Origin of the sequence: Paraburkholderia sp. (assembly GCF_026225065.1) — a bacterium.
Lineage (GTDB): Bacteria > Pseudomonadota > Gammaproteobacteria > Burkholderiales > Burkholderiaceae > Paraburkholderia.
The window spans coordinates 1-24,784 of record NZ_JAMFSB010000362.1; the positions used below are offsets into that span (position 1 = coordinate 1).

At 62.3% G+C, this 24,784-nt stretch carries 19 protein-coding genes; 15 read left to right on the forward strand and 4 right to left on the reverse strand.

All coding sequences use genetic code 11. The annotated features are described in order from the left end of the window. The first annotated feature begins 261 nt into the window (after nucleotides 1–261). Together M0954_RS25115 and M0954_RS25120 are read left to right on the forward strand one after the other, a co-directional pair. A complete protein-coding gene (locus tag M0954_RS25115; RefSeq protein ID WP_122154712.1) occupies nucleotides 262–558 on the forward strand; it encodes a YciI-like protein in 297 nt (98 codons plus the stop codon). A gap of 534 nt (nucleotides 559–1,092) precedes the next feature. Beyond that, nucleotides 1,093–2,424, forward strand: a complete 1,332-nt coding sequence (locus M0954_RS25120) for a transposase (RefSeq protein WP_297356120.1) — start codon at nucleotides 1,093–1,095, stop codon at nucleotides 2,422–2,424. Nucleotides 2,425–2,500: 76 nt separating this feature from the next. Here the strand turns inward: M0954_RS25120 and M0954_RS25125 are convergent, their stop codons facing one another. Then, nucleotides 2,501–4,021 (reverse strand): mannose-1-phosphate guanylyltransferase/mannose-6-phosphate isomerase, encoded by a 1,521-nt coding sequence (locus M0954_RS25125; RefSeq protein WP_297356122.1) that lies wholly within the window; start codon nucleotides 4,019–4,021, stop codon nucleotides 2,501–2,503. A gap of 543 nt (nucleotides 4,022–4,564) precedes the next feature. Between M0954_RS25125 and M0954_RS25130 the strand changes: the two genes are divergently transcribed. The 13 genes from M0954_RS25130 to M0954_RS25190 all read left to right on the forward strand — a co-directional run bounded on the left by M0954_RS25130 (nucleotide 4,565) and on the right by M0954_RS25190 (nucleotide 21,750). Beyond that, the gene (locus M0954_RS25130) at nucleotides 4,565–5,962 is read left to right on the forward strand and encodes an undecaprenyl-phosphate glucose phosphotransferase (protein WP_122154715.1); all 1,398 of its coding nucleotides are present in this window, start codon (nucleotides 4,565–4,567) and stop codon (nucleotides 5,960–5,962) included. Nucleotides 5,963–6,059: 97 nt separating this feature from the next. Next, nucleotides 6,060–7,517, forward strand: coding sequence for a UDP-glucose/GDP-mannose dehydrogenase family protein (locus M0954_RS25135; protein WP_297356124.1), 1,458 nt, complete (start codon nucleotides 6,060–6,062; stop codon nucleotides 7,515–7,517). A gap of 22 nt (nucleotides 7,518–7,539) precedes the next feature. Continuing rightward, the gene (locus tag M0954_RS25140) at nucleotides 7,540–7,995 is read left to right on the forward strand and encodes a low molecular weight phosphotyrosine protein phosphatase (protein WP_122154716.1); all 456 of its coding nucleotides are present in this window, start codon (nucleotides 7,540–7,542) and stop codon (nucleotides 7,993–7,995) included. Further along, entirely contained in the window at nucleotides 7,989–9,167 is a 1,179-nt protein-coding gene (locus M0954_RS25145; RefSeq protein ID WP_122154717.1) for a polysaccharide biosynthesis/export family protein, read from the forward strand. The genes M0954_RS25140 and M0954_RS25145 overlap by 7 nt, the downstream gene beginning before the upstream one ends. Nucleotides 9,168–9,273: 106 nt before the next feature. Then, on the forward strand, nucleotides 9,274–11,472 hold the full coding sequence (locus tag M0954_RS25150) for a polysaccharide biosynthesis tyrosine autokinase (RefSeq protein ID WP_122154718.1): 2,199 nt from the start codon (nucleotides 9,274–9,276) through the stop codon (nucleotides 11,470–11,472). A 17-nt stretch (nucleotides 11,473–11,489) separates the two neighbouring features. Then, nucleotides 11,490–12,416 carry a glycosyltransferase family 2 protein gene (locus M0954_RS25155; RefSeq protein ID WP_297356126.1) on the forward strand — a complete coding sequence of 309 codons (927 nt, stop codon included), beginning with the start codon at nucleotides 11,490–11,492 and terminating at the stop codon, nucleotides 12,414–12,416. A 106-nt stretch (nucleotides 12,417–12,522) separates the two neighbouring features. Then, nucleotides 12,523–13,677: a glycosyltransferase family 4 protein gene (locus tag M0954_RS25160; RefSeq protein WP_122154720.1), complete on the forward strand. Its 1,155-nt coding sequence runs from the start codon at nucleotides 12,523–12,525 to the stop codon at nucleotides 13,675–13,677. 63 nt (nucleotides 13,678–13,740) lie between these two features. Next, the gene (locus tag M0954_RS25165; protein ID WP_297356136.1) at nucleotides 13,741–15,141 is read left to right on the forward strand and encodes a glucose-6-phosphate isomerase; all 1,401 of its coding nucleotides are present in this window, start codon (nucleotides 13,741–13,743) and stop codon (nucleotides 15,139–15,141) included. Beyond that, on the forward strand, nucleotides 15,142–16,341 hold the full coding sequence (locus M0954_RS25170; protein WP_297356128.1) for a glycosyltransferase family 4 protein: 1,200 nt from the start codon (nucleotides 15,142–15,144) through the stop codon (nucleotides 16,339–16,341). It begins immediately after the preceding gene. A gap of 56 nt (nucleotides 16,342–16,397) precedes the next feature. Then, on the forward strand, nucleotides 16,398–17,564 hold the full coding sequence (locus M0954_RS25175) for a glycosyltransferase family 4 protein (protein ID WP_122154723.1): 1,167 nt from the start codon (nucleotides 16,398–16,400) through the stop codon (nucleotides 17,562–17,564). A 36-nt stretch (nucleotides 17,565–17,600) separates the two neighbouring features. Continuing rightward, nucleotides 17,601–19,517 (forward strand): SMP-30/gluconolactonase/LRE family protein, encoded by a 1,917-nt coding sequence (locus M0954_RS25180; protein WP_122154724.1) that lies wholly within the window; start codon nucleotides 17,601–17,603, stop codon nucleotides 19,515–19,517. Between the two features lie 181 nt (nucleotides 19,518–19,698). Beyond that, nucleotides 19,699–20,709: a glycosyltransferase family 2 protein gene (locus tag M0954_RS25185; protein ID WP_297356130.1), complete on the forward strand. Its 1,011-nt coding sequence runs from the start codon at nucleotides 19,699–19,701 to the stop codon at nucleotides 20,707–20,709. A 15-nt stretch (nucleotides 20,710–20,724) separates the two neighbouring features. Beyond that, nucleotides 20,725–21,750 (forward strand): glycosyltransferase, encoded by a 1,026-nt coding sequence (locus M0954_RS25190; RefSeq protein WP_297356132.1) that lies wholly within the window; start codon nucleotides 20,725–20,727, stop codon nucleotides 21,748–21,750. A gap of 71 nt (nucleotides 21,751–21,821) precedes the next feature. Here M0954_RS25190 and gmd read toward each other — a convergent pair whose 3' ends face one another. From gmd to M0954_RS25205, 3 genes are all read right to left on the reverse strand, one after another. Next, nucleotides 21,822–22,865, reverse strand: coding sequence for a GDP-mannose 4,6-dehydratase (gene gmd, locus M0954_RS25195; protein WP_122154727.1), 1,044 nt, complete (start codon nucleotides 22,863–22,865; stop codon nucleotides 21,822–21,824). 55 nt (nucleotides 22,866–22,920) lie between these two features. Beyond that, complete coding sequence (locus M0954_RS25200; protein ID WP_297356139.1) at nucleotides 22,921–23,583, reverse strand: SGNH/GDSL hydrolase family protein; 663 nt, start codon at nucleotides 23,581–23,583, stop codon at nucleotides 22,921–22,923. A gap of 83 nt (nucleotides 23,584–23,666) precedes the next feature. Next, nucleotides 23,667–24,758: an acyltransferase gene (locus tag M0954_RS25205; RefSeq protein ID WP_297356134.1), complete on the reverse strand. Its 1,092-nt coding sequence runs from the start codon at nucleotides 24,756–24,758 to the stop codon at nucleotides 23,667–23,669. Between the last annotated feature and the right edge of the window lie 26 nt (nucleotides 24,759–24,784).

Below are 24,784 nucleotides of genomic sequence, written 5' to 3' on the forward strand. Positions count from 1 at the left end.
AATGACATTCAAGGCGCGCCTGGCACGAGCAAAATGCGCAGATAGTTCGGAATACAGAATGAATGGCGAGTAAAAACGATACCTTTCACTTCCCTTGTCATCGTTTTCCGATGAACAGCGGTACCCGCGCCTTGATATAAGCCCGATTCGATTGGTTTCAATTGAAATTCGGAAGAAAATTCCGCCGTCATTGGAATTCTGCAATATTGACGTCATTGACTAAACCGGAAATATTTATCCACTAATTCAGGAGGGATATCCATGCATTACCTGTTGATCTATGACCTCTGCGACGACTATCTCGAACGCCGGGCAAACTGGCGCGATGAGCATCTAAAGCTGGCGCGTGCCGCGGCCGCGCGCGGCGAATTGCAGCTCGGCGGCGCACTCGTTGAACCGGCCGATAACGCCATCTTGCTGTTCGAAGGCGCTTCGCCGGCTGCCGCCGAAGCCTTTGCAAACGCCGATCCCTACGTGCGGGAAGGGCTCGTCACGCGCTGGCGCGTGCGTGGGTGGATGACGGTGGTGGGCGAGCACGCATCGAATCCGGTCACCTGAAGTACGCCGCGCGGTGGTCCCAAACGTGCCCCCACGCAGAGGCGCGAGAGCGGATCGCCGCGCGGCACGTTCGCGCGTCAACGCGTCGCGACGCTGGTACACCCGTCTATCCGGCCATAAAAAAAGAGTAAAACTTTTTCGTATTCATTTGGCTGAAATAAAGCAGTCCTTTCATCATGGATTTGCTGCGCGATAGACGGTTGTGCTGTTGCCACTGACGGCATTTCTGCCCCGGCTATTGGAAAATCAACGCGGCAAAAAGCACAAGTTTGTTTCCATCCGTAACACTTGTGTTTGGGATATTCACGGAAACCCTGGTGATGGTATGCTTCCTGCACAATTTCTCCTATGCACGAGTGAGACCACGTTTTGTGCTTCGCGGTGGGGAACAATCGCACTATCGCAGTGCGGAATTCGCGAATCAGCCGGGACGTAAATACATATTTGTGCAACCGAGGGCACTACACGAATCGTGAACGCTGAATTCGTGAGATGCCCAAAGCCGCGGCCTGGCCAGGCTGCGTGGAGAACCGCATGTTTTTCGATGAGCTAAGCAATGACGAATGGGTGCTGCTCGCAGCGCTCGTTTCCGATGAGCCGGCGGTCCGTCTAAACCGACGCGGCCGGCCGCGCGCCGAACCACGCATCGTGGCAAATGCAGTCCTCTGGATTCTGACAACCGGTGAGCCCTGGTCGAAACTGCCAGGCCGCTACCCGTCGGGTCCGACGTGCCGTCGCCGTTTTGAAGAATGGCAGGTGAACGGCACGCTCACCGAAATGGTCCGTCTGCTGTCGCAAACCGGACGCACTTTCGTGTATGTCCCGCAAGCGTCGCCGCCGCCGGCTGCGACAAACCCCGTGCCGCAACCGGACACCGTGAGCATGCGCGACGACAGTCTGCGCGGCGTGTCGTGGAAAAGCCCTGAGTCGTGGCAGACGCCTGCCAACGCGACGCGCGGCTGGCCCTCGCTCGATCCGCTCGCCGACATGACGCGCCAGTTGTCGGGCACGGTGCCGCCGGATGTCGGCGTACGCACCGAACCGGCCGTAAGCCGGGCATCCGAGCTGGGCGCCGTGCCGCGCCGCTGCGACCATCCGCTCGACGCGCCGCAACGTCCGCTGCCCATGAGCCTCGCGGCGCGCGGCATGCAGGTCGTCGACCGGCGCGGCTACGTGATCTACGTGGCGGCTGAATGTGTGCCGAGCGCCATGTATCGTGCGTGGGCGGAGATCGAACTGGACGGCCGTCGCGTCGAGCGCTCCGGTCTGGTAGGCCCGCGCTTCGCCGACCCCGATAGCGCGCAGGAGTATGCGCTGGAGTGGGCGCGGCAATGGATCGACCGGCAGTACCGCACGCTTGGCGCCGCGGCGAACGCGGCGAACGTGCCAAACGCGGCGTCGAGCGGTGCCGCAGGTTCGGGCGGTGCGGCAGGTATCGCCAGCGCTGCGGGTTATTCGCGGCCCTTGCCGGCCACCCGTACGATGCCTAATGTGCCCACCGTCAGTTCGGCGGGGATGCATGCGGATGCGCCGCCAGTTGGGCAAGCAAGCGGGCAAGCAGCACAGATGAGTAGTCCGATGAACGGCCAGGCTGGCGGCCCGTTGAATGGTCAGGTAGGCCAGGCGAGCATCCACGCGCAGGGCCATCATCTGAGCGGTCCTTTGGGTGGGCCGATAAATGGGCCGATAGGTGGTCCTCTTGGTGGTCCACTGAGCAGCCCCATGAATGGCCAGCTGCACGGCCCCCTGCATGGCCCGATCAGCGCACTGCGCGCACCGCTGCGCCGCTACCCCAGCGAAACGCCGGCCGACAGCACGGCCGAGCGATTCCCGATGTCCTCAGAGCTCATCTCCCACGCAGGGTGAGCCAAAGAGCAGCCCGCGGCCGGTAGGAGCAACCGCCGCAGGATCCGCATCATTCGCCGGTGAATCGCCATCAAGGTTACTGGCGTCCGTAAGTGTCGTCGAAGCGCACGATGTCGTCTTCGCCGAGATAGGAGCCGGACTGCACCTCGATCATTTCCAACGGCATCTTGCCGGGATTCTCGAGGCGGTGGGTCGTCCCAAGCGGAATATAAGCTGACTCGTTTTCGGAGACGATAAAGCGCTCTTCACCGCGGGTGACGAGGGCCGTGCCGCGCACGACGATCCAGTGTTCTGCGCGGTGATGATGCATTTGCAGCGACAGACGTGCGCCCGGATTCACGACGATGCGCTTCACCTGGAAGCGCTCGCCGCTGTCCACGGAATCGTAGTGTCCCCACGGCCGGTGCACCTTGCGGTGATTCGCCGCCACCGCGCCGCCCTCGGCGCGAATCCGGCCGACGATTTTCTTCACGTCCTGAACACGCGATTTATCGGCCACCAGTACCGCGTCGGCGGTCTCGACAACCACGAGGTTCTGCGTGCCGACGCAGGCAATCAGGCGTCCTTCGGAATGAGCGAAAGTCGACGTCGAGCCTTCGAACATCACCTCGCCGCGTCCCACGTTGCCGGTTTCGTCCTTCGGCAGGATTTGCCAGATCGCATCCCATGAACCCACATCCGACCAGCCGGCCTGCAGCGGCACGACCACGCCGGTGGCAACCGACGGATCGCCGCCGAGCTGTTCCATCACGGCATAGTCGATCGAATTCGACGGCGACGCGCTGAACGCCTCGCGCTGCAGCCGGAAAAAGTCGCCGTCCGCCTTGCCACCCGCAAAGGCCGCTTCGCAGGCTTCGAAAATGCCCGGTTGAAAATGCTTGATCGCGGTGAGCCAGGTCGAGGCGCGCATGATGAAGATGCCGCTATTCCACCAGTACTCCTTAGATTCGACGTAACGTTGCGCGAGTTCGAGATGCGGCTTTTCGACGAAGCGGTCGAGCCGGTGCACACCGAGTGCGCCGCCACGCTCGAGCGGTTCGCCCAGACGGATGTAGCCGTAGCCGGTTTCTGCATGCATCGGCACGATGCCCATCGTCACAATATGGCCTTCGTAGGCATGCTGCACGCCCGCGGCGACTGCTGCGTGAAACGCATCGACATCGGTGACCGCGTGGTCGGCGGGCATCACCACCATGATGCCGTCGTCGTCCAGCGAGGCGATCGACAGGGCGGCCACCGTCAGCGCCGGCGCGGTGTCGCGGCCGGCGGGCTCGAGGATCAGCCGGCTCGCCTTGCCGCTCACGCGCAGCTGCTCGGCGGTGGTGAAGCGGTGTTCTTCATTGGCGACCACGATCAGTTGATCGGCGAGCGGATGTCCGGCATCGAGCGCGTCGAGGCGCCGGGTGGTCGATTGCAGCAGCGAGTCGTCGCCCAGCAAGCCGATCAGCTGCTTCGGATACTGTTCACGCGACATGGGCCACAGGCGGGTGCCGGAGCCGCCCGCCAGAATGACGGGATGAACCTTCAGCTTGACCTTCAGGGATGGGGCGGCGCCTTGCCGGCTGTCGCCGACGGATGCCGTGACCGTTGCTGTCATGGTGATGTGCTCCTCGGGGCTGGGTGAGTACGTCGATTTGTATCACGGCGTAAATACCCAATAAAAGCTCGATAAATCGAAGTTCCAAAAAACTAATCAAAAGAACGCGTAAAAAACCTCGAAATAATTTATGGTTTATTGCAACGCAGCAAAAAAATTAAAAAATAATGGCAAGGAAACGTCCTGGAATTTTTTCGGCAGTGAGTGTGCCTAAAAAAGGGGCAGCACAAATAGATGCCATGACGTGCAAACTTTGCCGAAAACCGTCCGATAAGCGCTAGAAATACCTCCTTCGAGCCGCCAGACACCCTCTAAATCGGCAAAAACTACCTAAAAAATACCGAAAAAATATTGCATTTCTGACCGATACAATTTGAGATTTTTTACGATCTTGCAGTGCGATTTTTAATGCCCCCTTATCTAGTCCTGTACGGGTATTCACTCATTCTGACTTAGGCCTCTTTTGAATTGGCTTGTAAAGCGCGGTGCACATGCCCGCTTATCTGACGGACGGAACTTGACTGACCAACTGAGGTGCCGCGCATGCTGAGCGTCCTATCGAGAATCATCGACATTGCCATGGTCGCGCTCGGCGCCGTGCTCGCGGCAGCGCTGCATAACGGCAAATGGCTGTGGCTGGACGACATGCAGAGCGTTTCGCTGGCGTTCGACTGCCTGCTCGTCGTGGTGTTCTTTCCCGCGCTGGGCATCTACCAGTCGTGGCGCGGCAAGCCGCTGATGGACCTGCTGTTTCGCGTCTGCGGCGGCTGGGTGATGGTGGAAATCACCGGCGTGCTGATCAGCTTCAGCCTGCACCGCTCGGACCTGCTGTCGCGCCTTTGGCTCGCGTATTGGGCTGTCGCCACGATCGTGCTGCTGATCGTCACCAAGGCGCTCGTGTACACGATCCTGAAGGGGCTGCGCCGCGAGGGCTTCAATCACAAGGCCGTCGCCATCGTCGGTGGCGCGCCCTACGGCAAGTTTCTGATCGAACAGATGCGGATTCGCCCGGAGGCCGGCTTTAGCCCGGTGGTGGTGTATGACGAGGACGCACCGATCGACCCGTATCAGGATCCGGATACGGTGCAGGCGATCGAAGGCGTGCCGGTGGAGCGCGAGTTCGCCACGATGATCCAGCTGGTGCGCGGCCGCGCCATCAAGGAACTGTGGCTCGCGTTGCCGATCTCGAAGGAGAAAACGATTCATCGCTTCGTGATGGAGCTGCGCAACGACTTCGTGAACATCCGCTTCATTCCGGACGTGCGCAGCCTGACGCTGTTTAGCCAGCCGATGGTCGATCTGCTCGGCGTGCCGGCAATCAACCTGGCGGCCTCGCCGATCACCGACCTGCGGGTGCTGCCCAAGCGCGTGTTCGACCGGCTGTTCGCGTTCGGCGCGCTCACCGCGCTGGCGCCGCTGATGCTGGTCATCGCGGTGATGGTGAAGCTTTCGTCGCCGGGTCCGGTGTTCTTTCGCCAGAAGCGCAAGGGCATCGATGGCAACCAGTTCGAGATCTACAAGTTCCGCTCGATGAAGGTGCACGCCGAGACGGCCGGCAAGATCACCCAGGCAACCCGGCGCGATCCGCGCATTACCGCGGTGGGCGCGTTCCTGCGCCGCACGAGCCTCGACGAACTGCCGCAGTTCATCAACGTGCTGCGCGGCGAGATGTCGGTGGTGGGGCCGCGCCCGCATGCGCTCGAACACGACGACATCTACAAGGATCTGGTGAAGGGCTACATGCACCGCTATCGCATCAAGCCGGGCATCACCGGCTGGGCGCAGATCAACGGCTATCGGGGCGAAACCGACCGCATCGAAAAGATGATGGGACGCGTGAAGCTCGACCTGTACTACATGCAGAACTGGACCTTCTGGCTCGACATCAAGATCGTCGTGCTGACGTTGTGGAAGGGCTTTGTGGGCAGCAACGCGTACTGAGAACGTGGTACTCAGCGCGGACCAGGCAAAAGCGGGCGCAGGCAGGCAGAAACCTGCACCCGGTTTCAGAACCATTCATATCTCCGAGGTGTAATTCATGAACGTGACGATCATTGGTAGCGGCTATGTGGGCCTCGTGACGGGCGCGTGTCTTGCCGACATCGGCAACGACGTGTTCTGTCTCGACCTCGATCAGCGCAAGATCGACGTGCTGAACAATGGTGGCGTACCGATCCATGAGCCGGGCCTGCAGGAGATCATCGCGCGCAACCGCAAGGCCGGGCGCCTGACGTTCTCGACCGATATCGCCGCGGCGGTGGCGCACGGCGACATCCAGTTCGTCGCGGTGGGCACGCCCTCCGACGAAGACGGCTCGGCCGATCTGCAATACGTGCTGGCGGCGGCGCGCAATATCGGCCGCCATATGACCGGCTTCAAGGTGATCGTAGACAAGTCGACCGTGCCGGTCGGCACCGCCGTGCGCGTGCGCAATGTGATCGCCGAAGAACTGGCAGCACGCGGCGCGCACCACATGTTCTCGGTGGTGTCGAACCCGGAGTTCCTGAAAGAGGGCGCCGCTGTCGAAGACTTCACGCGCCCCGACCGTATCGTGCTCGGCTGCGATGAAGACGTGCCGGGCGAAAAAGCGCGCGAGTTGATGAAGCGCCTCTATGCGCCGTTCAACCGCAACCGTGAACGCACGCTGCACATGGACGTGCGTTCGGCCGAGTTCACCAAGTACGCGGCCAACGCCATGCTGGCCACGCGCATTTCGTTCATGAACGAACTGGCGAATCTGGCCGACCGCGTCGGCGCGGATATCGAAGCCGTGCGCCGCGGCATCGGTTCGGACCCACGCATCGGCTACGACTTCCTGTATGCAGGCTGCGGCTATGGCGGCTCGTGCTTCCCGAAGGACGTGCAGGCGCTCATCAAGACCTCGATCGAGCATGACCAGGGCCTGCGCATTCTGGAAGCCGTGGAAGCCGTCAACGAAACGCAGAAGAAGATTCTCGCGCACAAGATCGTGGCGCGCCTGGGTGAAGATCTGTCGGGCCGCACGTTTGGCGTATGGGGTCTCGCGTTCAAGCCCAATACCGACGACATGCGCGAAGCGCCGAGCCGTCCGCTGATCGCCGAGCTGCTCAAGCGCGGCGCCCGCGTCAAGGCCTACGATCCGGTCGCGGTGGACGAAGCGAAGCGCGTGTTCGCGCTCGATCTGCAACACGTCCCGCAACAACACGCGCGGCTCACCTTCGAGAGCGAAGAAATGGATGTGGCGCGCGGCGCCGATGCGCTCGTGATCCTGACGGAATGGAAGGTCTTCAAGAGTCCTGATTTCGGCAGTCTCAAACAGCACCTGAAAACACCGCTGATTTTCGACGGACGCAACCTGTACGAGCCGGAAGCCATGCAGGAACTCGGCGTCGAGTATCACGCAATTGGCCGGCAGCACGCGCAGGGCGCCGGGCACACGCCGGCCGCGCACGGCCTGAATCATCCGCATCACGACAATCGCGCAGCCCGGTCCGCCGGCGCCACCGCCACGCAGTGACCTCCAGAAAAGGAGTCCGCCTATGTTAGCCAACGTATTGATTGTCTGTCATGCCAACGTCTGCCGCTCGCCTGCGGCCGAATGGCTTTTCAGGGCGCGGCAACGCAGCGCCGTGGAGGCCGAAGGGCAGGCACGGCGGGCAATCCGCTTTCATTCGGCGGGCATTCGCGCAGTCGACGGCTGGGGTATGGACCCGATGATGCGGCGCCTGCTCGCCGAGCGCGGCATCACGCCGGGCATGCATCAGTCGCGGCGCCTCGACCGTCAGACCGTGCGCGACGCGGACCTGATCCTCGTCACCGAACACCGCCAGGTCAAGGACGTCGAGAAACTCGAGCCGGATGCGCGTGGCAAGGTCTTTCCGCTTGGTACGGAGTCCGACGTAACCGATCCCTATGGCAGGGCGGAAAACGAATATCGCGCGAGCCTCGTGCTCATCGAACACCTGGTCATGGGATGGCTAAATAAAATATGCTGAATCGAAATTTTACTGTTGCTCTTTTGCTGACGGTTCTTCTGTCGGCCTGCGCTACCGCCCCCGGCAACTACCTCGACACCTCGAGCCTGAAAGAGGATTCGTCGAACAAGCCGGCCCAGACGTATCAGGTCCATCTGATTGACGGCGATCTGGTCGATGCACAGGCTCAGGCGCAACAGGCTGCGGCGTTGCAGCGTCCTTTGCCGACCGGCCGGTACACCGACCCGTCTCAATACGTCTACCACGTGGCGCCGCAGGATATCCTGGGCATCACGGTGTGGGATCACCCTGAATTGACGACGCCGAACGGCAGCACGCTGTCGACCGGCGACACCACCACGCAATCGCTCGCAGGCGCCGTGCAGCAGCCGTACACGACGGCGTTGCCGGGTCAGGCCGACCCGTACGGCCAGACGGTTGCGCCCGACGGCACGATTTACTTCCCGTTCGTCGGACGCGTCAGGGCGGCCGGCAAGACGGTGGGTGACATCCGCGACGAACTGGCGGCGCGCCTCGTGCCGTACATCCGCAATCCGCAGGTGGATGTGCGGGTGCTGTCGTTCCGCAGCCAGAAGGTCCAGGTAACCGGTGAAGTGAAGACGCCCGGGCCGCTCGCGATCAGCGACGTTCCGCTTACGCTGCTGGACGCCATCACGCGTTCGGGCGGCAGCACCTCGATTGCGGATATCCAGCGCGTGCGTCTTACCCGCAACAACCAGCTCTACGTGCTCGACGCCGATAGCGTGCTCGACCGTGGCGACGTGCGTCAGAACGTGATGCTGCAGGCCGGCGACATCGTGAATATCCCGGACCGTGTGGATAGCCGCGTGTTCGTGATGGGTGAGGTCAAGGCGCCGCAGGCGGTGTCGATGTTAAGAGGTCGCCTGACGATTGCCGATGCGCTTACCCAGGCCACCGGGATTCTCGACACCGACGCGAACCCGCGCCAGATCTACGTGATGCGCGGCATGAAGGACCATCCGACCACGCCGGAAGTCTATCGCCTCGATATGACCCAACCCAACGCCATCATGCTGTCGTCGAAGTTCCAGTTGCAACCGCTGGATGTGGTCTACGTCGGCACGGCGGCTTCGACGACTTTCAACCGCGTCATCCAGCAGGTTCTGCCGGCGATCCAGTCGGTGTTCTATATCAAGGAACTGACGAACTAGTCGCCTGAACCCGCCGAAGGTCCTGCGTTGTGCGAACCAATGCACAGCGCAGGGCCCAAAGCGACCCAACCGGGATGGAATTGTGAGCACTCAACTGAATCCGTATATGGCCCCGCCGGGCAAGACCGAAGAAGAGGACGTCGTCCTCGGTCAACTAGTGCAGGTGATTCTCGACGACATCTGGTGGCTGCTTGCCATCGCGGTGACGATCGTTGCAATCGCCGGCGTCTACTGCTTCATCGCCAAGCCGACCTACAAGGCCGACGCGTACGTGCGGGTGGAGGAGTCCGACAACAACTCGCAAGCCCTCACGCAGACGCAGACGGGCGCGATGATTTCGAGCGGCCAGACCTCGTTGCCCACCGACGCCGAGATCGCGATGATCCAGAGCCGTGGGGTGGTCGGCCCGGTGGTTCGCGACGGCAAGCTGGACTTCTCGGTTATGCCGAAGACCTTCCCGTTGCTCGGCAGTTTCGCGGCGCATTTCGCCACGCCAGGTGTGCCGTCCCGTCCGTGGCTCGGTCTTAACAACTACGCGTGGGGCGGCGAACAGGCCGAGGTCGATTCGGTCGAGGTCGACCCGGCGCTCGAAGGCAAGCAGATGGTGATGACCGCGCTGTCCGATACGTCATACGAGCTGCGCGACCCGAACGGCAAGCTGTTGCTGCGCGGCGAGACGGGCCAGACCGAGCAGGGCGGCGGCGTGACGATTCTCGTCAACAAGCTGGTCGCGCGGCCGGGCACTGAGTTCACGGTGGTGCGCGCCAATGAGCTCGACGCTATCACCGGGTTCCAGTCGGCGATCAAGGTCGAGGAGCAGGGCAAGCAGACCGGCGTGATCGAGATTTCGCTGGAAGACAAGGACCCGGCGCATGCGGCTTTCATTGCCAACGCACTTGCGGAGTCGTATCTGCGTGAGCATATCGCTGCGAAGCAAACCGATGCGACCAAGATGCTTGAATTCCTCAAGAGCGAGGAGCCGCGCCTGAAGAGCGACCTCGAACGCTCGGAAGCGGCGCTCACCGCGTATCAGCGCGAGTCTGGCTCGATCGATGCGAGCGATGAGGCGAAGGTCTATCTGGAGGGCAGTATCCAGTACGAACAGCAGGTCGCTGCCCAGCGCCTGCAGATCGCCTCGCTCCAGGAACGCTACGGCGACGAGCATCCGCTCATCAAGGCGGCTCGCGAACAGATGGCTGACCTCGAAGCGCAGCGCGACAAGTACAGCGACCGCTTCCGCAACCTGCCGGCCACCGAAGTGAAGGCCGTGCAGTTGCAGCGCGACGCCAAGGTGGCCGAAGACATCTACGTGCTGTTGCTCAACCGGATTCAGGAGTTGTCGGTGCAGCGGGCCGGCACGGGTGGCAACGTGCATATTGTCGACCTTGCGCTGCGCCCGGGCACGCCGGTCAAGCCCAAGAAGGCGATGATCCTGTCGGCGGCCGTGATTCTCGGCCTGATCGTCGGGACCGGCTTCGTGTTCCTGCGCCGTAACATGTTCAAGGGTATCGACGATCCAGAGCGCGTCGAGCGCATGTTCCATCTGCCGATCTTCGGGCTCGTTCCGCTCTCCTCGGAACAGGCTGTGCTGGAGCACTCCGTCGAGCGTGGCGGCAACCGGCTGAGCTCGGTGCTGGCCGATGCGCGACCCAAGGACGTTTGCATCGAAAGTCTGCGCAGCCTTCGTACATCCATGCAGTTCACGCTGATGGACGCGCGCAACCGCGTCGTCATGCTCACCGGGCCGATGCCCGGGGTCGGCAAGAGCTTTCTGACGGTCAACCTCGCTGTGCTGCTCGCGCATTCGGGCAAGCGCGTGCTGATGATCGACGGCGACATGCGGCGCGGCGCGCTCGAGCGCTACGTGGGCGGCGCGCAGGTCAACGGGCTGTCCGAGCTGCTGAGCGGTCAGATCTCGCTGGAAGAAGCGATTCGCGCCACCGACATCGAGGGTCTCAGCTTCATCTCGTGCGGCCACCGTCCGCCGAATCCGTCGGAACTGCTGATGTCGCCGCGCCTGCCGCAATACCTCGAAGGTCTTGCCAAGCGTTACGACGTGATCCTGATCGATACGCCGCCGGTGCTGGCGGTGACCGACGCGTCGATTATCGGCGGATATGCAGGCTCGACTTTCTTTGTGCTTCGCTCAGGTGTGCATAGCGAAGCCGAGATCGCCGATTCCCTCAAGCGGCTGAAGGCAGCCGGCGTGCACGTGCAGGGCGGCATTTTCAACGCGATGCCGCAACGCGCGCGGGGCGGCTACGACCGTGGCTACGCGGCGGTGCAGGAATACCTCAGCGCTTAACAACGGAGCATGACGCGATGAAAGTAACGGTACTGGTTCCCACCTTTCGCCGGCCAGCCGATCTGACGCGCTGCCTCGAAGCGCTGCAACGCCAGTCGCGCGCCCCGGACGAAGTGATCGTCGTGGCCCGTCCCGACGACATCGCGACGCACACCTGCCTGCGCGATCCGGCGGTCAAGGGCGGCCTGCCGCTCTCGGTGGCACTGGTCGAAACACCGGGACAGGTCGCCGCGCTCAATCGTGGCCTCGACGCGGCGAACGGCGACGTGGTTGCCATCACCGACGACGATGCCGCGCCGCGATCCGACTGGGTCGAGCGGATCGCCGCCGCGTTCGGGAGCGATTCACGCCTGGGTGCGCTCGGCGGCCGCGACTGGGTGCACGAGAAGGGCCGCATTCTCGACGGCGAACGGCCGCTGGTCGGCAAGGTCCGGCCATCGGGCAAGATCATCGGCAATCACCATCTGGGCGTGGGCGGCGCCCGCGAGGTCGATTTGCTCAAGGGCGCGAACATGAGCTACCGGCGCGCGGCAATCAGCCATATCCGCTTCGACGGACGGTTGCGCGGCGCCGGCGCCCAGGCTCATAACGACATGGCCTTCAGCATGAGCGTGAAGCATGCCGGCTGGAAGCTCGTGTACGACCCGCGGGTGGCGGTCGATCACTACCCGGCCGAGCGCTTCGACGAAGACCGCCGCGACGCGCAGACCATGATGGCCGTGCGCAATGCCGCCTACAACCTGCATCTGATCCTGCGCGACCAGTTGCCGCCGCTGCGGCGCGAGGCGGCCTGGTGGTGGTACACGCTGGTCGGCACACGGGTCTATCCCGGCTTCGCGCATTTAATGCTCGCGCTGCTCTCAAAGCAGGGCCGTACGCGGCTCTCGCGCTGGCGTGCGGTGCGTACGGGCGCAAACGAAGCGCGCCGCGCGACGGCCTCATGAGGCGTCGTGATGCGCCCGCGCAGCGCTCGCCCGGCGGTTGCCGCAGCGGCGGGGCGATCGCGCCGAGACCTTTTCACCCCGCGTCACTTCGCAGACCGGAGTCTGAATGAGCACCAACGTCCACGTGCATCTGTTTTATGGCGCCGATCCGCGCTTTTATCGCAAGGGCGAGAATATCGGCTGCCTGTATGGCTATCACCACGCCGAATCCGACGAGTTCGCGCTGACCTATTCGCAGGATGCGCGCGAAAACGCGCCGGTGCGGCTGCTGCGCCGCGGCCTCAAGGCCGTGCTCGGCTTCGATCTGATCCATACGTGGCGCAATCGCGCCGAGATCCTGCGCTCGGATGTGATCTGGACGCATACGGAACACGAGTATCTGTCGGTTGCCCTGGTGCTGCTGCTGAGCGGCCGCCGCAAGGCGCCGCCGTTGTTGCTTGCACAAAGCGTGTGGCTGCTCGACAAGTGGCCTGACTACGGGATGCTGCGGCGCTGGCTGTATCGCAAGCTGATTGCGCGCGCTGACGTGCTGACCACGCTGGCAAGCGAAAACGCCGAGCTGTGCCAGCGCTACCTTGGCCGCGCAGCGACCCATGTGTACTACGGCCTGAACACCGGCGACTTTCCTGTGCAGGCGCCGGACGAATGGCAGGCCCACACTCCGGTTCGGATTGCCGCCATCGGCAACGACCGTGATCGCGACTGGGAAACGCTCATCAAGGCGTTCGGCAACGATCCGCGCTACCACGTCAGGCTCGCAACGCGGCGCAAGATTCCCGCGAAGCTGCACGCATCGAATGTGGATATCGCGCCCGCCGCGGGGCTGAAGAAAGCACGCGAGCTGTACGACTGGGCCGATCTGGTGCTGGTGCCGCTGCGGCCGAACTCGCACGCCTCGGGCATTACGGTGATGCTCGAAGCCGCGGCGCTCGGCAAGCCGATGGTGGTCACCAACGTAGGCGCGCTCGACGACTACTTCTCAAACGGGGCTGCGTCGTACGTGCCGCCGTTCGATTCGCAAGCCATGCGCGAGGCAGTTGACCGGCTGGTTGCTTCGCCTTCCGAAGCATTGCGCCAGGCCCAGGCCGCTGCCGAACAACTGCTGTCACGCGACCTGACGACGCGCCATTTCGCCATGCAACACGTGCGGATCACCGAAGACCTGCTGCGCCGACGGGTGGCGCCACACGGCCGGCCGGAGGCGCGCGCCGAAGTGCGAACCGAGGTGCAGACATCGGGCCAGTCCCGCGGAGGCCTTTAACCGATGTCAACGATCACGCGTGCCGCTGCGAGCGGCGCCGTCCGCCGCCTCAAGAGCGACCCCATGGAGTGGGGCCCGCCCGCGCTGCTGTGGCTCATCACCGCGCTGCTGGTGGGGGCGCATCAAGGTTCGGTGCTGACGCTCGCCTTTCCTGTGCTGGCCACGATGACAGGGCTGTGGCTGTATTTCAGAAGTCCTGCGCGTTACGTCGGCTTCATGTGGTGGCTGTGGTTCCTCAGCCCAGAAGTGCGGCGGCTCGCCGACTGGTCCAAGGGAGGTTTCACGCCCACCAGCCTGATCCAGGTCGCGCCGCTCGCGGTGACCATGATCAGCGGCATAGGGCTGATTCGTCACTACCCGCTGCTTGGGCAGCGGCGCGGTTTGCCGGTGCTGCTGATTCTGGCAGGGCTCGGCTACGCGTTCATGGTCGGCGTCGTTTCGAGCGGGCCGCTCGCGGCGACCTATGACCTCGCCAACTGGCTCTACCCGGTCCTGATCGGTTTTCACATCATGGCGAATACGCGCAACTATCCGGCGTTTCGCGACACCATCGTCAACACCTTCATCTGGGGCATGCTGGTGATGGGTGCCTACGGGGTGGTGCAGTTTGTCATCATGCCGCCGTGGGATGCGCTCTGGATGATCGGCTCGCAGATGAACTCGCAAGGCGACCCCGTACCGATGGGGGTGCGCGTCTTCAGCACGATGAACTCCTCGGGTCCGTTTGCATTCGCGATGATGGGCGCGATGGTCTACGTGATGGCCGCGAATCACCGCGTGCGCTGGATTGCCGCCGTGCTGGGGTTCTTTGCCTTCGCTTTGAGCCTCGTGCGGTCGACGTGGGGTGGCTGGGTGGTCGCCATGCTGGTCCAGCTGGTCAAATCGAACAACCGGGTACGCGTGCGCATTGTCGGCAGTGCGCTGATGCTGGCCGGCCTGTGTGTGCCCTTGCTGGTGGTGGGCCCGGTGGCCGAGCGGATGCAGACGCGCCTGAACAGTATCGTGAATCTCAAGGACGACCAGAGCTACGCCGCGCGTAACCAGTTCTACGCGACCTTTGCAGAGAAGGCGTTTACGGACGTCTCGGGCGAAGGCATGGGTGCGACCGGCACGTCGACCAAGCTATCGAACGACGGCGGCCAGCTCGGTCAATACGGCAACTTCGATAGCGGGGTGATGAACATCCCGTTCGTGCTGGGCTGGCCGGGCACGCTGCTATACCTCTCCGGCATCTTGTGGCTGATGGTGCGGGCGCTGCTCGCCTCGTTCAAGATGCGCGACGACAAATTCGTGTCCTCCTCCGTGAGTCTCGCGCTCGCGATCTTCGCGATGCTGGTGTTCACCAATTCGCTGGTTGGAACGGGCGGGCTGCTGCTCTTCATTAGTCTTTTTTCGATCCTCTCCGCCGCGCACTGGCAAAAGCAGCAGCGCAGGCGTGAGCTTATTCTCCACGGAGGCACCTGATTGAAAGTCGCCATTGTCACGCATGTCGTGCGCCATAACGACGGCCAGGGTCGCGTCAACCACGAGATCGCGCGTGCGGCCCTCGACGAGAATATCGCTGTCACCCTCGTCGCCTCGCACGTGGCCCCTGACTTGCTCGCGCATCCGAACGTGCGCTGGGTGCCGATGAAAATCGGCCGCTGGTGGCCGACCAATCTGTTGCGCCAACAGGTATTCGCCTTCAAAAGCGCGCTGTGGCTGCGCACGCACCGTAGCGAATACGACGTACTGCACGTCAACGGCTTCATCACCTGGGTGCCCGCCGACGTGAACACCGCGCACTTCGTGCATAGCGGCTGGTTTGGCAGCAAGTACTACCCGTTCGGGCTGACGAAGGGGGTGTGGTCGGCATATCAGTTCATCTATACACGGGTGAATGCGACGCTCGAACGCTGGGCATACCGCCGCTCGCGGGTGATTACGGCGGTGTCGCAAAAGGTGGCCGACGAGATCCGCGCGATCGGGTTGACGCCGCGCAACCGCGTCGACGTGATCTATAACGGCGTCGATACCCAGGGCTTTGCTGCCGCCCACGGCGACCGCGCGAAGTTCAATCTTCCGGGCGACGCGTTTCTGCTTCTGTTTGTGGGCGATCTGCGCACGCCGCGCAAAAACCTCGGCACGGTGCTTGAGGCCTTGCGTCATTTACCGCCCGACGTGCATATCGCGGTAGCCGGTTACCTGCCAGGCAGTCCTTACCCGGAACAGGCGCGCGCACTTGGCGTTGCCGACCGGGTGCATTTCCTCGGACTGGTGAAGGAGATGCCGGTGCTGATGCATTCGGTCGACGCCTTCGTGTTTCCTTCGCGCTACGAAGCGATGAGCCTGTCGCTGCTCGAAGCGATGGCAGCAGGCCTGCCGGTCGTCACTGCGCGTACGGCAGGCGGGGCGGAGATCATCACGCCCGAGTGCGGCATCGTGCTCGACGATCCGGACGATCCGAAGGCATTGGCAGCCGCGATTGCGCGGCTCGCGAATTCCCACGACGTGCGCCGCGCGATGGGCATCGCCGCCAACGAGCTTGCGACCGGCTTTGGCTGGGCGCGCATGGCGGCACAGTACATCGCGCTGTACCGGCAACTGGCGGGACAGCGGGAAGACCGCCAGCGAGCCGCTACGGCGAGCGAATCCCAGCCGGTCAACTTCAAGGTGGCCGAATGAACGCCGCCTCCGCGACTGTTTCAACCGAAACTTCACGCCACACGAGAGAACCCGTCATGAAAGCCAGCTCAATCAAATCGTTGCAGATCGGCATGCACTGGTTCCCGGAGCGGGCGGGCGGACTTGACCGCATGTACTACTCGTTGGTGGGCGCATTGCCGGGCGCGGGCGTGGCGGTGCGTGGCGTGGTCGCCGGCTCGGCGCGCGTCGCGGCGGACACGGACGGCGCGATCCAGGGTTTTGGCTCCGCGGCCCAATCGCTCCCGCTGCGCCTGATGGCAGCCCGCCGCGCCCTGCGCCGTGAGATTACGCGGCAGCGCCCCGACGTGATTTCCTCGCACTTTGCGCTCTACACCTTTCCGGGTCTCGATGTGACGCGCGGCATCCCGCAGGTGTCGCATTTCCAGGGGCCGTGGGCGGATGAGAGCCACGTCGAAGGAGCGGACTCGTTCGGCCAGCGCGCCAAGCGTTATCTGGAGCAGGCGGTCTATGCGCGTTCGTCGCGCCTGATCGTGTTGTCCGACGCATTCGGCAAAATCCTGACGTCGCGCTATGGAATTTCGCCGGAGCGGGTACGCGTGGTGCCGGGTTGCGTGAATGTGGACCAGTTCAATTTGCCGATCACACCGGGCGAGGCACGGCTGAAGCTGCAGTTGCCGCAAGGCCGTCCTATCGTGCTGGCCGTGCGGCGCCTGGTGCGGCGCATGGGGCTGGAGGATCTGATCGATGCGGTCAAGCTGCTGAAGAAGCGGGTGCCGGACGTGCTGCTGCTGATCGCGGGGAAGGGGCGATTGCAGGAGGAGTTGCAGACGCGCATCACCGAGGCTGGGTTGGACGACAACGTCAAGTTGCTCGGCTTCGTGCCGGATCAGCATCTGGCGGCGCTGTATCGCGCGGCGACGATCAGTGTGGTGCCGACCGTGGCGCTGGAGGGCTTTGGGCTGATTACGGTGGAGTCGCTTGCGTCGGGCACACCGGTGCTCGTGACGCCGGTGGGCGGCTTGCCGGAAGCCGTAGCGGGGTTGTCGCCGAATCTGGTGCTGCGGGCCACGGGCGCAGAGGCGATTGCAGAAGGTCTGGGGGCCGCGCTCGATGGCACCTTGAAGTTGCCGGATGCGCAGGCCTGCCGCGACTATGCGCGGGCGAACTTCGATAATTCGGTGATCGCGAAGCGGGTAGCCGCGGTCTATAGCGAAGCGATCGCTTCGGGCGAGACACATTGACGGTTTGGGCGACCCCGGGTCTCAGGAGAACATCACATGGTCAGGAAGCGAATCCATGCTGTATTCCTTGGTCTGCTGCTCGTCGTGATTGCGCCCGCGTGTTGGGCGCAATACACCACCGACTGGCTGGCGAATACGTATGGGACCGATGCTACCCATGTGGGTAACACCGCGCGCTCGATGTGGGTCGCACCCGAAGGCGTCATCTATACGGCTTCGTTCTGGGACGAGGACGAGGGCGGCGTTGCGATCTACCAGAACGGCACGAGCCTCGGCTCCATCGGCCTTCACAACGATTTTCAGGGTGGGGCGATTACCGGCAATGCCACCTCGATCTTCGCGGCGTTGCAGGGCGGCACCCCTTACGGCAGCGCTGCGGTGGGGCGATACAACCGCATCACCAAGACACGCGATCTTGTCATTGACGTCAGCGTGTGGAATGCCGTCAGCAAGGCCGATGTCATCACGGGACTCGCAACGGCGGGCTCGCTGCTCTATGCGAGCGACTTTTTTGACAATCGCGTCCGGGTCTTCACCACCGACGGTGTCTTGCAGCGTGACATCACCGTGTCGAGTCCCGGTGCTCTCGCGTTGGATGGCGCAGGAAATATCTGGGTAGCCCAGAAGAGCGCGGGCACGATTGTCGAATTCACTCCGGCTGGCGCGCCGCTGAACACTATCCAGATGCCTGCCGGCTCACAACCGTCCGCGCTGTATTACGACGCTTCGTCCGGGCAACTCATGGTGGGCGATGAAGGGCCCGACATGAACATCAAGCTGTACAACATTTCGGGCACGCCGACGCTGACCGGCACGTTCGGCATCCAGGGCGGCTATCTCGACGCTACCCAGGGAATCAAAGGCCAGGTCGGCGACAAGCGTTTCACCCGCATCGTCGGCATCGGCAAAGACTCCGCCGGCAATCTTTATGTGCTCAACAACCCGTGGGGTGGAAGCTGGGACATGGGCCGCAATGGCGGCACCGACATCCACTCCTACAACAGTGCCGGCAACCTGCAGTGGAAGCTTCAGTCGCTTAACTTCGAAGGCGTCGCCGCCCCGGACCCTTCTACGGATGGCGCCAACTTCTATAGCGGCACCAACATCTACACGGGCACTGCTGGCGGCACCTTCGTCGCGAACACGGTGGATCCGTTCGACTACCCGTCCGATCCACGCCTGAACATGCAGGATACAGAGCGCGACGAGCACTTCGGTCAACTCGTCACTGTCGGCGGAAATCGCATTCTCGTGGCTTCCGGCCAGAACCCCGCCGCCTTTTACTTCTACCATTTCAACGCGGCGAACGGCTACATTGCCATACCGGACGCAACGCTTCCGGGTGCCGTGTTCAATACGGCACTAGCGGTCACGGGCGGATTTTGCATTGACAGCAGGGGAGACGTATGGGCCGGTCTGGACCGGACGAACCACATTTACCACTACCCGCTAACCGGCTTCGATGGTGAAGGAAAGCCGACGTGGGGACCGGCAGTCACCATCTCCATTCCGGAGAGCATCCGGCCATTGACGCGCATCATCTACCTGGCGGATAGCGACACCATGATCCTCGCACAGGGCATCCCCGGGAGCGCGGACTGGACGGCGATGCAATCGAGGATCGAGGTGTATCACGGCTGGAGCGCCGGCAATACCACCAAGCCCGACCCGGTGATCAACCTGACCAGCGTCAATCCGAAGTCGATGACGGCTGCCGGCAACTACCTCTTCGTCGGATATGTGCACACCGTACCCAACATCGATGCCTTCAATCTCACTACAGGGCACCTCGATACGACACTGATCAACGCGAACCCGACTGCGGTGTACGTCGGCAACGATGTGGATTCAATGTATGGGCTGAGAGCCTATCTCACGTCCTCGGGCGAGTACGTGGTCACGAAAGATAACTACAACGCTTCCAGCATCATTGTTCATCGATGGACGCCCTGACTGGTATTCCGGGGGTATTGTCATTGTGAAACTCGTATTCCCCGGAGTGCTTAAGTTTTCTAGATTTATTGAGCCTATTTTTCAGGTTTTTTTTAGCCTATTTTGCTAGATACCGCCGTGTGTGAAAACATACGCAGAGCGAACCGGCTGCCGTGCCTCCGCTCATAATCAAGGTGAAGCCATGACGCGCCCCTTTAAAGTCTCTATCTGCCTGCCGACATGCAATCGCCCGGAGCTGATCGTCCAATGTATCGATTCGTGCCTCGCGCAGACGCACGGGAACATCGAGGTCGTGATTGGCGACGATTCGAAGGACGACCGGACCCAGCGGCTGATGGCAGCGCAATACCAGCATGACCCGCGCATCCGCTACGTGAAAAACGAACCGTCGCTTGGCCAGGCGCGCAACGTCGCCAGCCTGTTCGCGCGCGCGATCGGCGACAAGATCCTGTTGATCCACGACGACGATTACCTTGCCGAAGACGGCGTCGAGCGGCTGGTTTCGCTATGGGATGGTCATCCCGATCTGGACGTTGCCTTTGCCGACCAGTACGAAGTCGATCAGGCGGGACACGTCGATCGTTCGGTCAGCGCCAGGCTCAACGCTGATTTTCACAGAACGAAAAGCACGGAAGGACTGCAGAAAGTGCCTGGCCGCACCGGCCTGGTCCAGATGTTCCCGAACAACGGCTGGCTCGCGAATGCGGATCTCGTGAAGCGGATCAGCTACAAGGAACAGTTCGGGACCTGCTGCGATTTCGTCTTCGGCGTCGAACTCTGTCTGGCGGCGAAGCAGATCTACTACCTGAACGAATACGTGTCGTACTACCGCAAGACCGACGTTTCGATCTCGGCGAGCACCCGCGGCTCGACGAATGCTGCATCGGTGTCCGCATATGCGTTCGTCAGCGGCCTGACACTGGAGCGCCAGGTTGAGCCCGCCCGTACCCTGGCGTTGCGCCGGATCGTGCCGATTGTCGTGTCGGTCTATGCGAAGAATGCCGCGCCGCTCAAGGCGCTGCGAATCGCATTCAGGCATCTGTCCGCGTATAACTATGGCTTCAATGCGCGGCTTTACTATCATCTGATGCTGATTTCCAGATCGATGCTCTCGTCTCGCGCTGTGAGGCAACCAGGCGAGCTTACGACCGGATCCGCCCGCAAGGAATCGCGAACGGAAACGGTTCTCTAATCGATACGGACTGCCATGAAAATTTCGATTGCGATGGCCGCCTATAAAGGCGAGCGCTTTATCCGTGAGCAACTGGACAGTATCGCCCGGCAGACGCTGCCCCCGTTCGAGCTGGTCATCACTGACGACAGTCCAGACAGTGGAACGCACGACATCGTGGTCGAATTTTCGCGCCGCGTGTCGTTTCCGGTCCGCGTGGTGCGCAACGAACAGCGTTTGGGATTTCACGAGAATTTCTTCAAGGCAATCTCGCTGTGTCGCGGCGATTTCATCGCGTTCTGCGATCAGGATGACGTATGGACGGATGACAAGCTGGAGCGGGTAGCCAGGGAGTTCGTGGACCCTGAAGTGATGCTGGTGGTTCACGCGGTGAAAGTGGTTGACGCAGATCTCAATGTCCGCCCCGACAACACCGCGAGTCACTGGTCGCACCGTGGCGTCTACGACCCGCTGACAACGAATCCCTGGTACGTGCTTTTCGGCATGTCGACCGTCGTTCGGCGATCGATCTACGAGTATGTCGACTGGCACGATCGGCCCGAGCATCCCGTCGACCCAGGATTTCCGATGTCGCACGATACATGGGCCTGGTTTGTCGCGACGTCGCTGGGAAAAATGGTGGCGTTGGAGGACCAGCTCGCGCTTTATCGTCAACACGATGCCAATAGTTGCGGCATTTCCCCTGATAGGGACATGGGGGAGAAAGTCGCCATGGCCAAGGCCGCTGGGCAGACGCACTATCGCAGGATGGGGACGTCGGCCTTGGCGCGAGCGGACAAATTGCGCCAGGTGTTGCAGGAAGCGCCCGCTCAGATTCGGCATCGGGCTGCGGTTGCAACGGATTACTACCGCAAGCTTGGAGAACGCCTGCTACGCCGCGCCAATCTCTACAGCGCTGCCACGGCGAGGGTCAGTCGAGCCGGCACGGTGGTTGGGCTGCTGGCTTCTGGAGCGTATCGGCCTGTACCTAAGGGAGGCCTGGGGCACCGGGCCTTTTTGAAGGACGTCCACGCGACCGTCTTTCATGTCAGCATCGAATGAACGATTGAAGCTTAACAAAAGCCCGCGCGGCGCCTCCTCAAACACCGCCGCGCGAGCGAAAAACAAAAACACTAAAACGTCTCATGCGCCTCGTTGCGCGTAAGATCGGCCGCCACCATCATCTTGCAGAGCTGCTCTAGCTCAGTCTGCGGCTCCCACCCAAGCTTGGCTTTGGCCTTATCCGCACACCCGATGAGAAGATCCACTTCGGCAGGCCGATAAAATTTGGGGTTCACGCGAATGAGGGTCTTGCCGGTAGCGACATCAATGCCGACTTCCCTCTGTTCCTTCCCAGACCATTCGATCTGATACCCGGCCGCCGCAAACGCCATTCTCACGAAGTCCCGTACAGTCTCGGTCCGATTGGTAGCAAGCACAAAGGTATCAGGCTCATCGACCTGCAGCATGCGCCACATCCCCTCGACGTATTCGAGCGCAAACCCCCAATCCCGCTTGGCATCGAGATTGCCGAGCTCGAGCGAATCCTGCTTGCCAAGCTTGATCTTGGCCACCGTATCGGTGATCTTCCGGGTCACGAACTCACGCCCACGCAACGGCGACTCGTGATTGAACAGAATCCCGCTACTCGCAAAGATTCCATACGACTCGCGATAATTGATCGTCATCCAGTGAGCGAACAGCTTGGCGACGCCATAAGGACTGCGGGGATAAAACGGCGTGTCTTCGCGCTGCGGCACAGCCTGCACCTTGCCGAACATTTCAGAGGTTGAAGCCTGGTAGTAGCGCGTCTTCGGGCTCAGAATGCGAAGCCCCTCAAGCAGATTCAGCGCCCCGATACCCGTCACCTCGGCCGTAGTAACCGGCTGGTCAAACGACACGCCCACAAAGCTCTGCGCGGCAAGGTTATAAAGCTCATCGGCCTGTGCGCCTTCAAGCAGCCGCAGCGTCGACCCAAGGTCAGTCAGGTCATGCTCGACGAGCCGCAGGTTAGGATGCTCCGAAACGCCCAGCTCATTCATCCGCCAGAAATTGACGGAACTGGTCCGCCGATACGTGCCCGTGACCTGATAGCCCTTGTCGAGCAGTAGTTTCGTCAGATACGCGCCGTCCTGACCGGACACGCCGGTGATAATCGCTTTGCGTTGGTTGCTCATGGGTCGCCTTGGAAGCAGTTAAAAAAGTCGGAAGATCAGGTGATAGCGCTATCTGCTACGACGAGCCGGCAAGTAACCGCTGCACCAGCGGATCGACTACGCGAAAGTCCTGTTCGGCCTTCAGCCGGTACAACTCAGGCTTCGGATGCGCGCCGTCGGACATCATGGTTTGCCAGCCCGGCAACGCCTCGATGTACGCGTACTGATCGACAAGCGGCACGTGCTGCTCGGCGGCGACCCGCCGGGTCATCGCCACCATCGCGCCGAGGCGGGCATTGAGGTGGCCATCGGGCATCGGGTTCGACGTCTGCAACACCGGCTGCTTGCCGAGCGCGAGCGCGGTTTTCACCAGCGCGGTTTCTGCGTCGTAGAACTGCTCGGGCGTCTGGTTATGCATCACCTCGTTGATGCCGTAGTTGATCGTCACGATCTGCGCGTCGGACGCCGCAAGCCGTTGCGCCCACGGCATGCTGTGGGCGCGGTCCTTGCCGTCGCGCAACTGGTAGGCCATCGTGCCGCCCACGCCGAGATTGACGACACTCACACGTTCGCCGAAGCTGGTATGCAAGGCGTCCTGCAGATAAGCCACCGCGTTCTTTGGGCGAGGGAAGCAATGGCCCTCGCTACAGGAGATGCCGAGCGTGGTCGAATCGCCGTAGGCTTCGATCACGACCTGTGCAGACGTCACGGCACGAGGCGGCTCGTTCGGGCGCTGCATCGGCGGCCCGTCCGCACTGGCGCGCCCGCATGCCGTAGCCATCAGCAGGGCGCCCGCGGCGCCGCGAAGTTTGCCCAGGAACTTCATGCGCGCGACTGCGGCGCTTGCGACGCGCTGCCCAACGACGCACCGGCGCGCTGCGCACGAGAGGCCGACCCATGGATCAGACGCCGCTCGAAAGCGAACCACGTCACGCTGGCATAGGCGAGCGTGACAGCCAGCGCAAGCGCGGCGGTGACATAACGGCTCATATGCAATGGCCACAGCGTGTACAGGATGCTCAGGTGGATCAGGTAGATCGTGTAACTGATCGTGCCGATGTAGACCAGCACCGGATTGCACAAGAGGCGCTTGACGATGCCTTGGCTTTGCAAAGCAATGACAACGACCGATGTGCACAGAACCAACGAAACGCTGTAGAGCGCCGCATTCGAGAGTGGCGTGTTTTCGGCGCGAAAGCGCGGATAGTGAATATGCAGCCACGCCAGCACGGCCAGCGCAGCGAAAAACCCGAGCATCGCGAGCGGCCGGAACGGTTGCAATGCGTTGGGATTGCGCCGCACGGCCACGGCGAGCAGCGCGCCCGCGGCCAGCAGATCCATGCGGAACGGTGTGAGGTAATAGATCGGCCAGAACGAATCGAACCACGGCGTCGCCACGGCACGCAGCACGGGCACGGCGACGATCAACGCGGCGGCGACCCACGCAAGGGCGCGCTCGGGCAGCAACAGGATCACGAAGGGCCAGACAATGTAGAACTGCTCTTCGACGGCGAGTGACCACAGCACGTTCAGGCTGTCATGGCCGCTCTGGCCGAGCGCATCGCCGATGTTGGTGGCGAAGAAGGCGTACCACTCCCAGTGCTTCGCCCAGCCGACGCCGAACAGCAATGAGGACACCACCATCAGCAGCAGATACGGCGGCAGGATGCGGCGCGCGCGGCGTGCATAGAAATAGCCGAAATACGACTGCTGACGCTCTTTGCGATCGAGCAGAATCCCGGTGATCAGAAAGCCGCTCAAGACGAAAAACAGATCGACGCCCATCCATAGCGGCGCCTTCAGCGCGTGTTGCGCGAACACCGCCAGCACGGCGATCGCGCGCAGGCCGTCGAGCTGCAGGATGCGGCGCGAGTGAGAAGGATAAGGGGGGGCAGCCAGGGCGCTAACTGTCATGGACCGTCCATGGTGAGCATCGGGTG

Bases quoted from the DNA above. Each gene is read 5' to 3' on its own strand.
- M0954_RS25115 (WP_122154712.1), top strand. From the start codon at position 262: ATGCATTACCTGTTGATCTATGACCTCTGCGACGACTATCTCGAACGC.
- M0954_RS25120 (WP_297356120.1), top strand. From the start codon at position 1,093: ATGTTTTTCGATGAGCTAAGCAATGACGAATGGGTGCTGCTCGCAGCG.
- M0954_RS25125 (WP_297356122.1), bottom strand. From the start codon at position 4,021: ATGACAGCAACGGTCACGGCATCCGTCGGCGACAGCCGGCAAGGCGCC.
- M0954_RS25130 (WP_122154715.1), top strand. From the start codon at position 4,565: ATGCTGAGCGTCCTATCGAGAATCATCGACATTGCCATGGTCGCGCTC.
- M0954_RS25135 (WP_297356124.1), top strand. From the start codon at position 6,060: ATGAACGTGACGATCATTGGTAGCGGCTATGTGGGCCTCGTGACGGGC.
- M0954_RS25140 (WP_122154716.1), top strand. From the start codon at position 7,540: ATGTTAGCCAACGTATTGATTGTCTGTCATGCCAACGTCTGCCGCTCG.
- M0954_RS25145 (WP_122154717.1), top strand. From the start codon at position 7,989: ATGCTGAATCGAAATTTTACTGTTGCTCTTTTGCTGACGGTTCTTCTG.
- M0954_RS25150 (WP_122154718.1), top strand. From the start codon at position 9,274: ATGGCCCCGCCGGGCAAGACCGAAGAAGAGGACGTCGTCCTCGGTCAA.
- M0954_RS25155 (WP_297356126.1), top strand. From the start codon at position 11,490: ATGAAAGTAACGGTACTGGTTCCCACCTTTCGCCGGCCAGCCGATCTG.
- M0954_RS25160 (WP_122154720.1), top strand. From the start codon at position 12,523: ATGAGCACCAACGTCCACGTGCATCTGTTTTATGGCGCCGATCCGCGC.
- M0954_RS25165 (WP_297356136.1), top strand. From the start codon at position 13,741: ATGGAGTGGGGCCCGCCCGCGCTGCTGTGGCTCATCACCGCGCTGCTG.
- M0954_RS25175 (WP_122154723.1), top strand. From the start codon at position 16,398: ATGAAAGCCAGCTCAATCAAATCGTTGCAGATCGGCATGCACTGGTTC.
- M0954_RS25180 (WP_122154724.1), top strand. From the start codon at position 17,601: ATGGTCAGGAAGCGAATCCATGCTGTATTCCTTGGTCTGCTGCTCGTC.
- M0954_RS25185 (WP_297356130.1), top strand. From the start codon at position 19,699: ATGACGCGCCCCTTTAAAGTCTCTATCTGCCTGCCGACATGCAATCGC.
- M0954_RS25190 (WP_297356132.1), top strand. From the start codon at position 20,725: ATGAAAATTTCGATTGCGATGGCCGCCTATAAAGGCGAGCGCTTTATC.
- gmd (WP_122154727.1), bottom strand. From the start codon at position 22,865: ATGAGCAACCAACGCAAAGCGATTATCACCGGCGTGTCCGGTCAGGAC.
- M0954_RS25200 (WP_297356139.1), bottom strand. From the start codon at position 23,583: ATGCAGCGCCCGAACGAGCCGCCTCGTGCCGTGACGTCTGCACAGGTC.
- M0954_RS25205 (WP_297356134.1), bottom strand. From the start codon at position 24,758: ATGACAGTTAGCGCCCTGGCTGCCCCCCCTTATCCTTCTCACTCGCGC.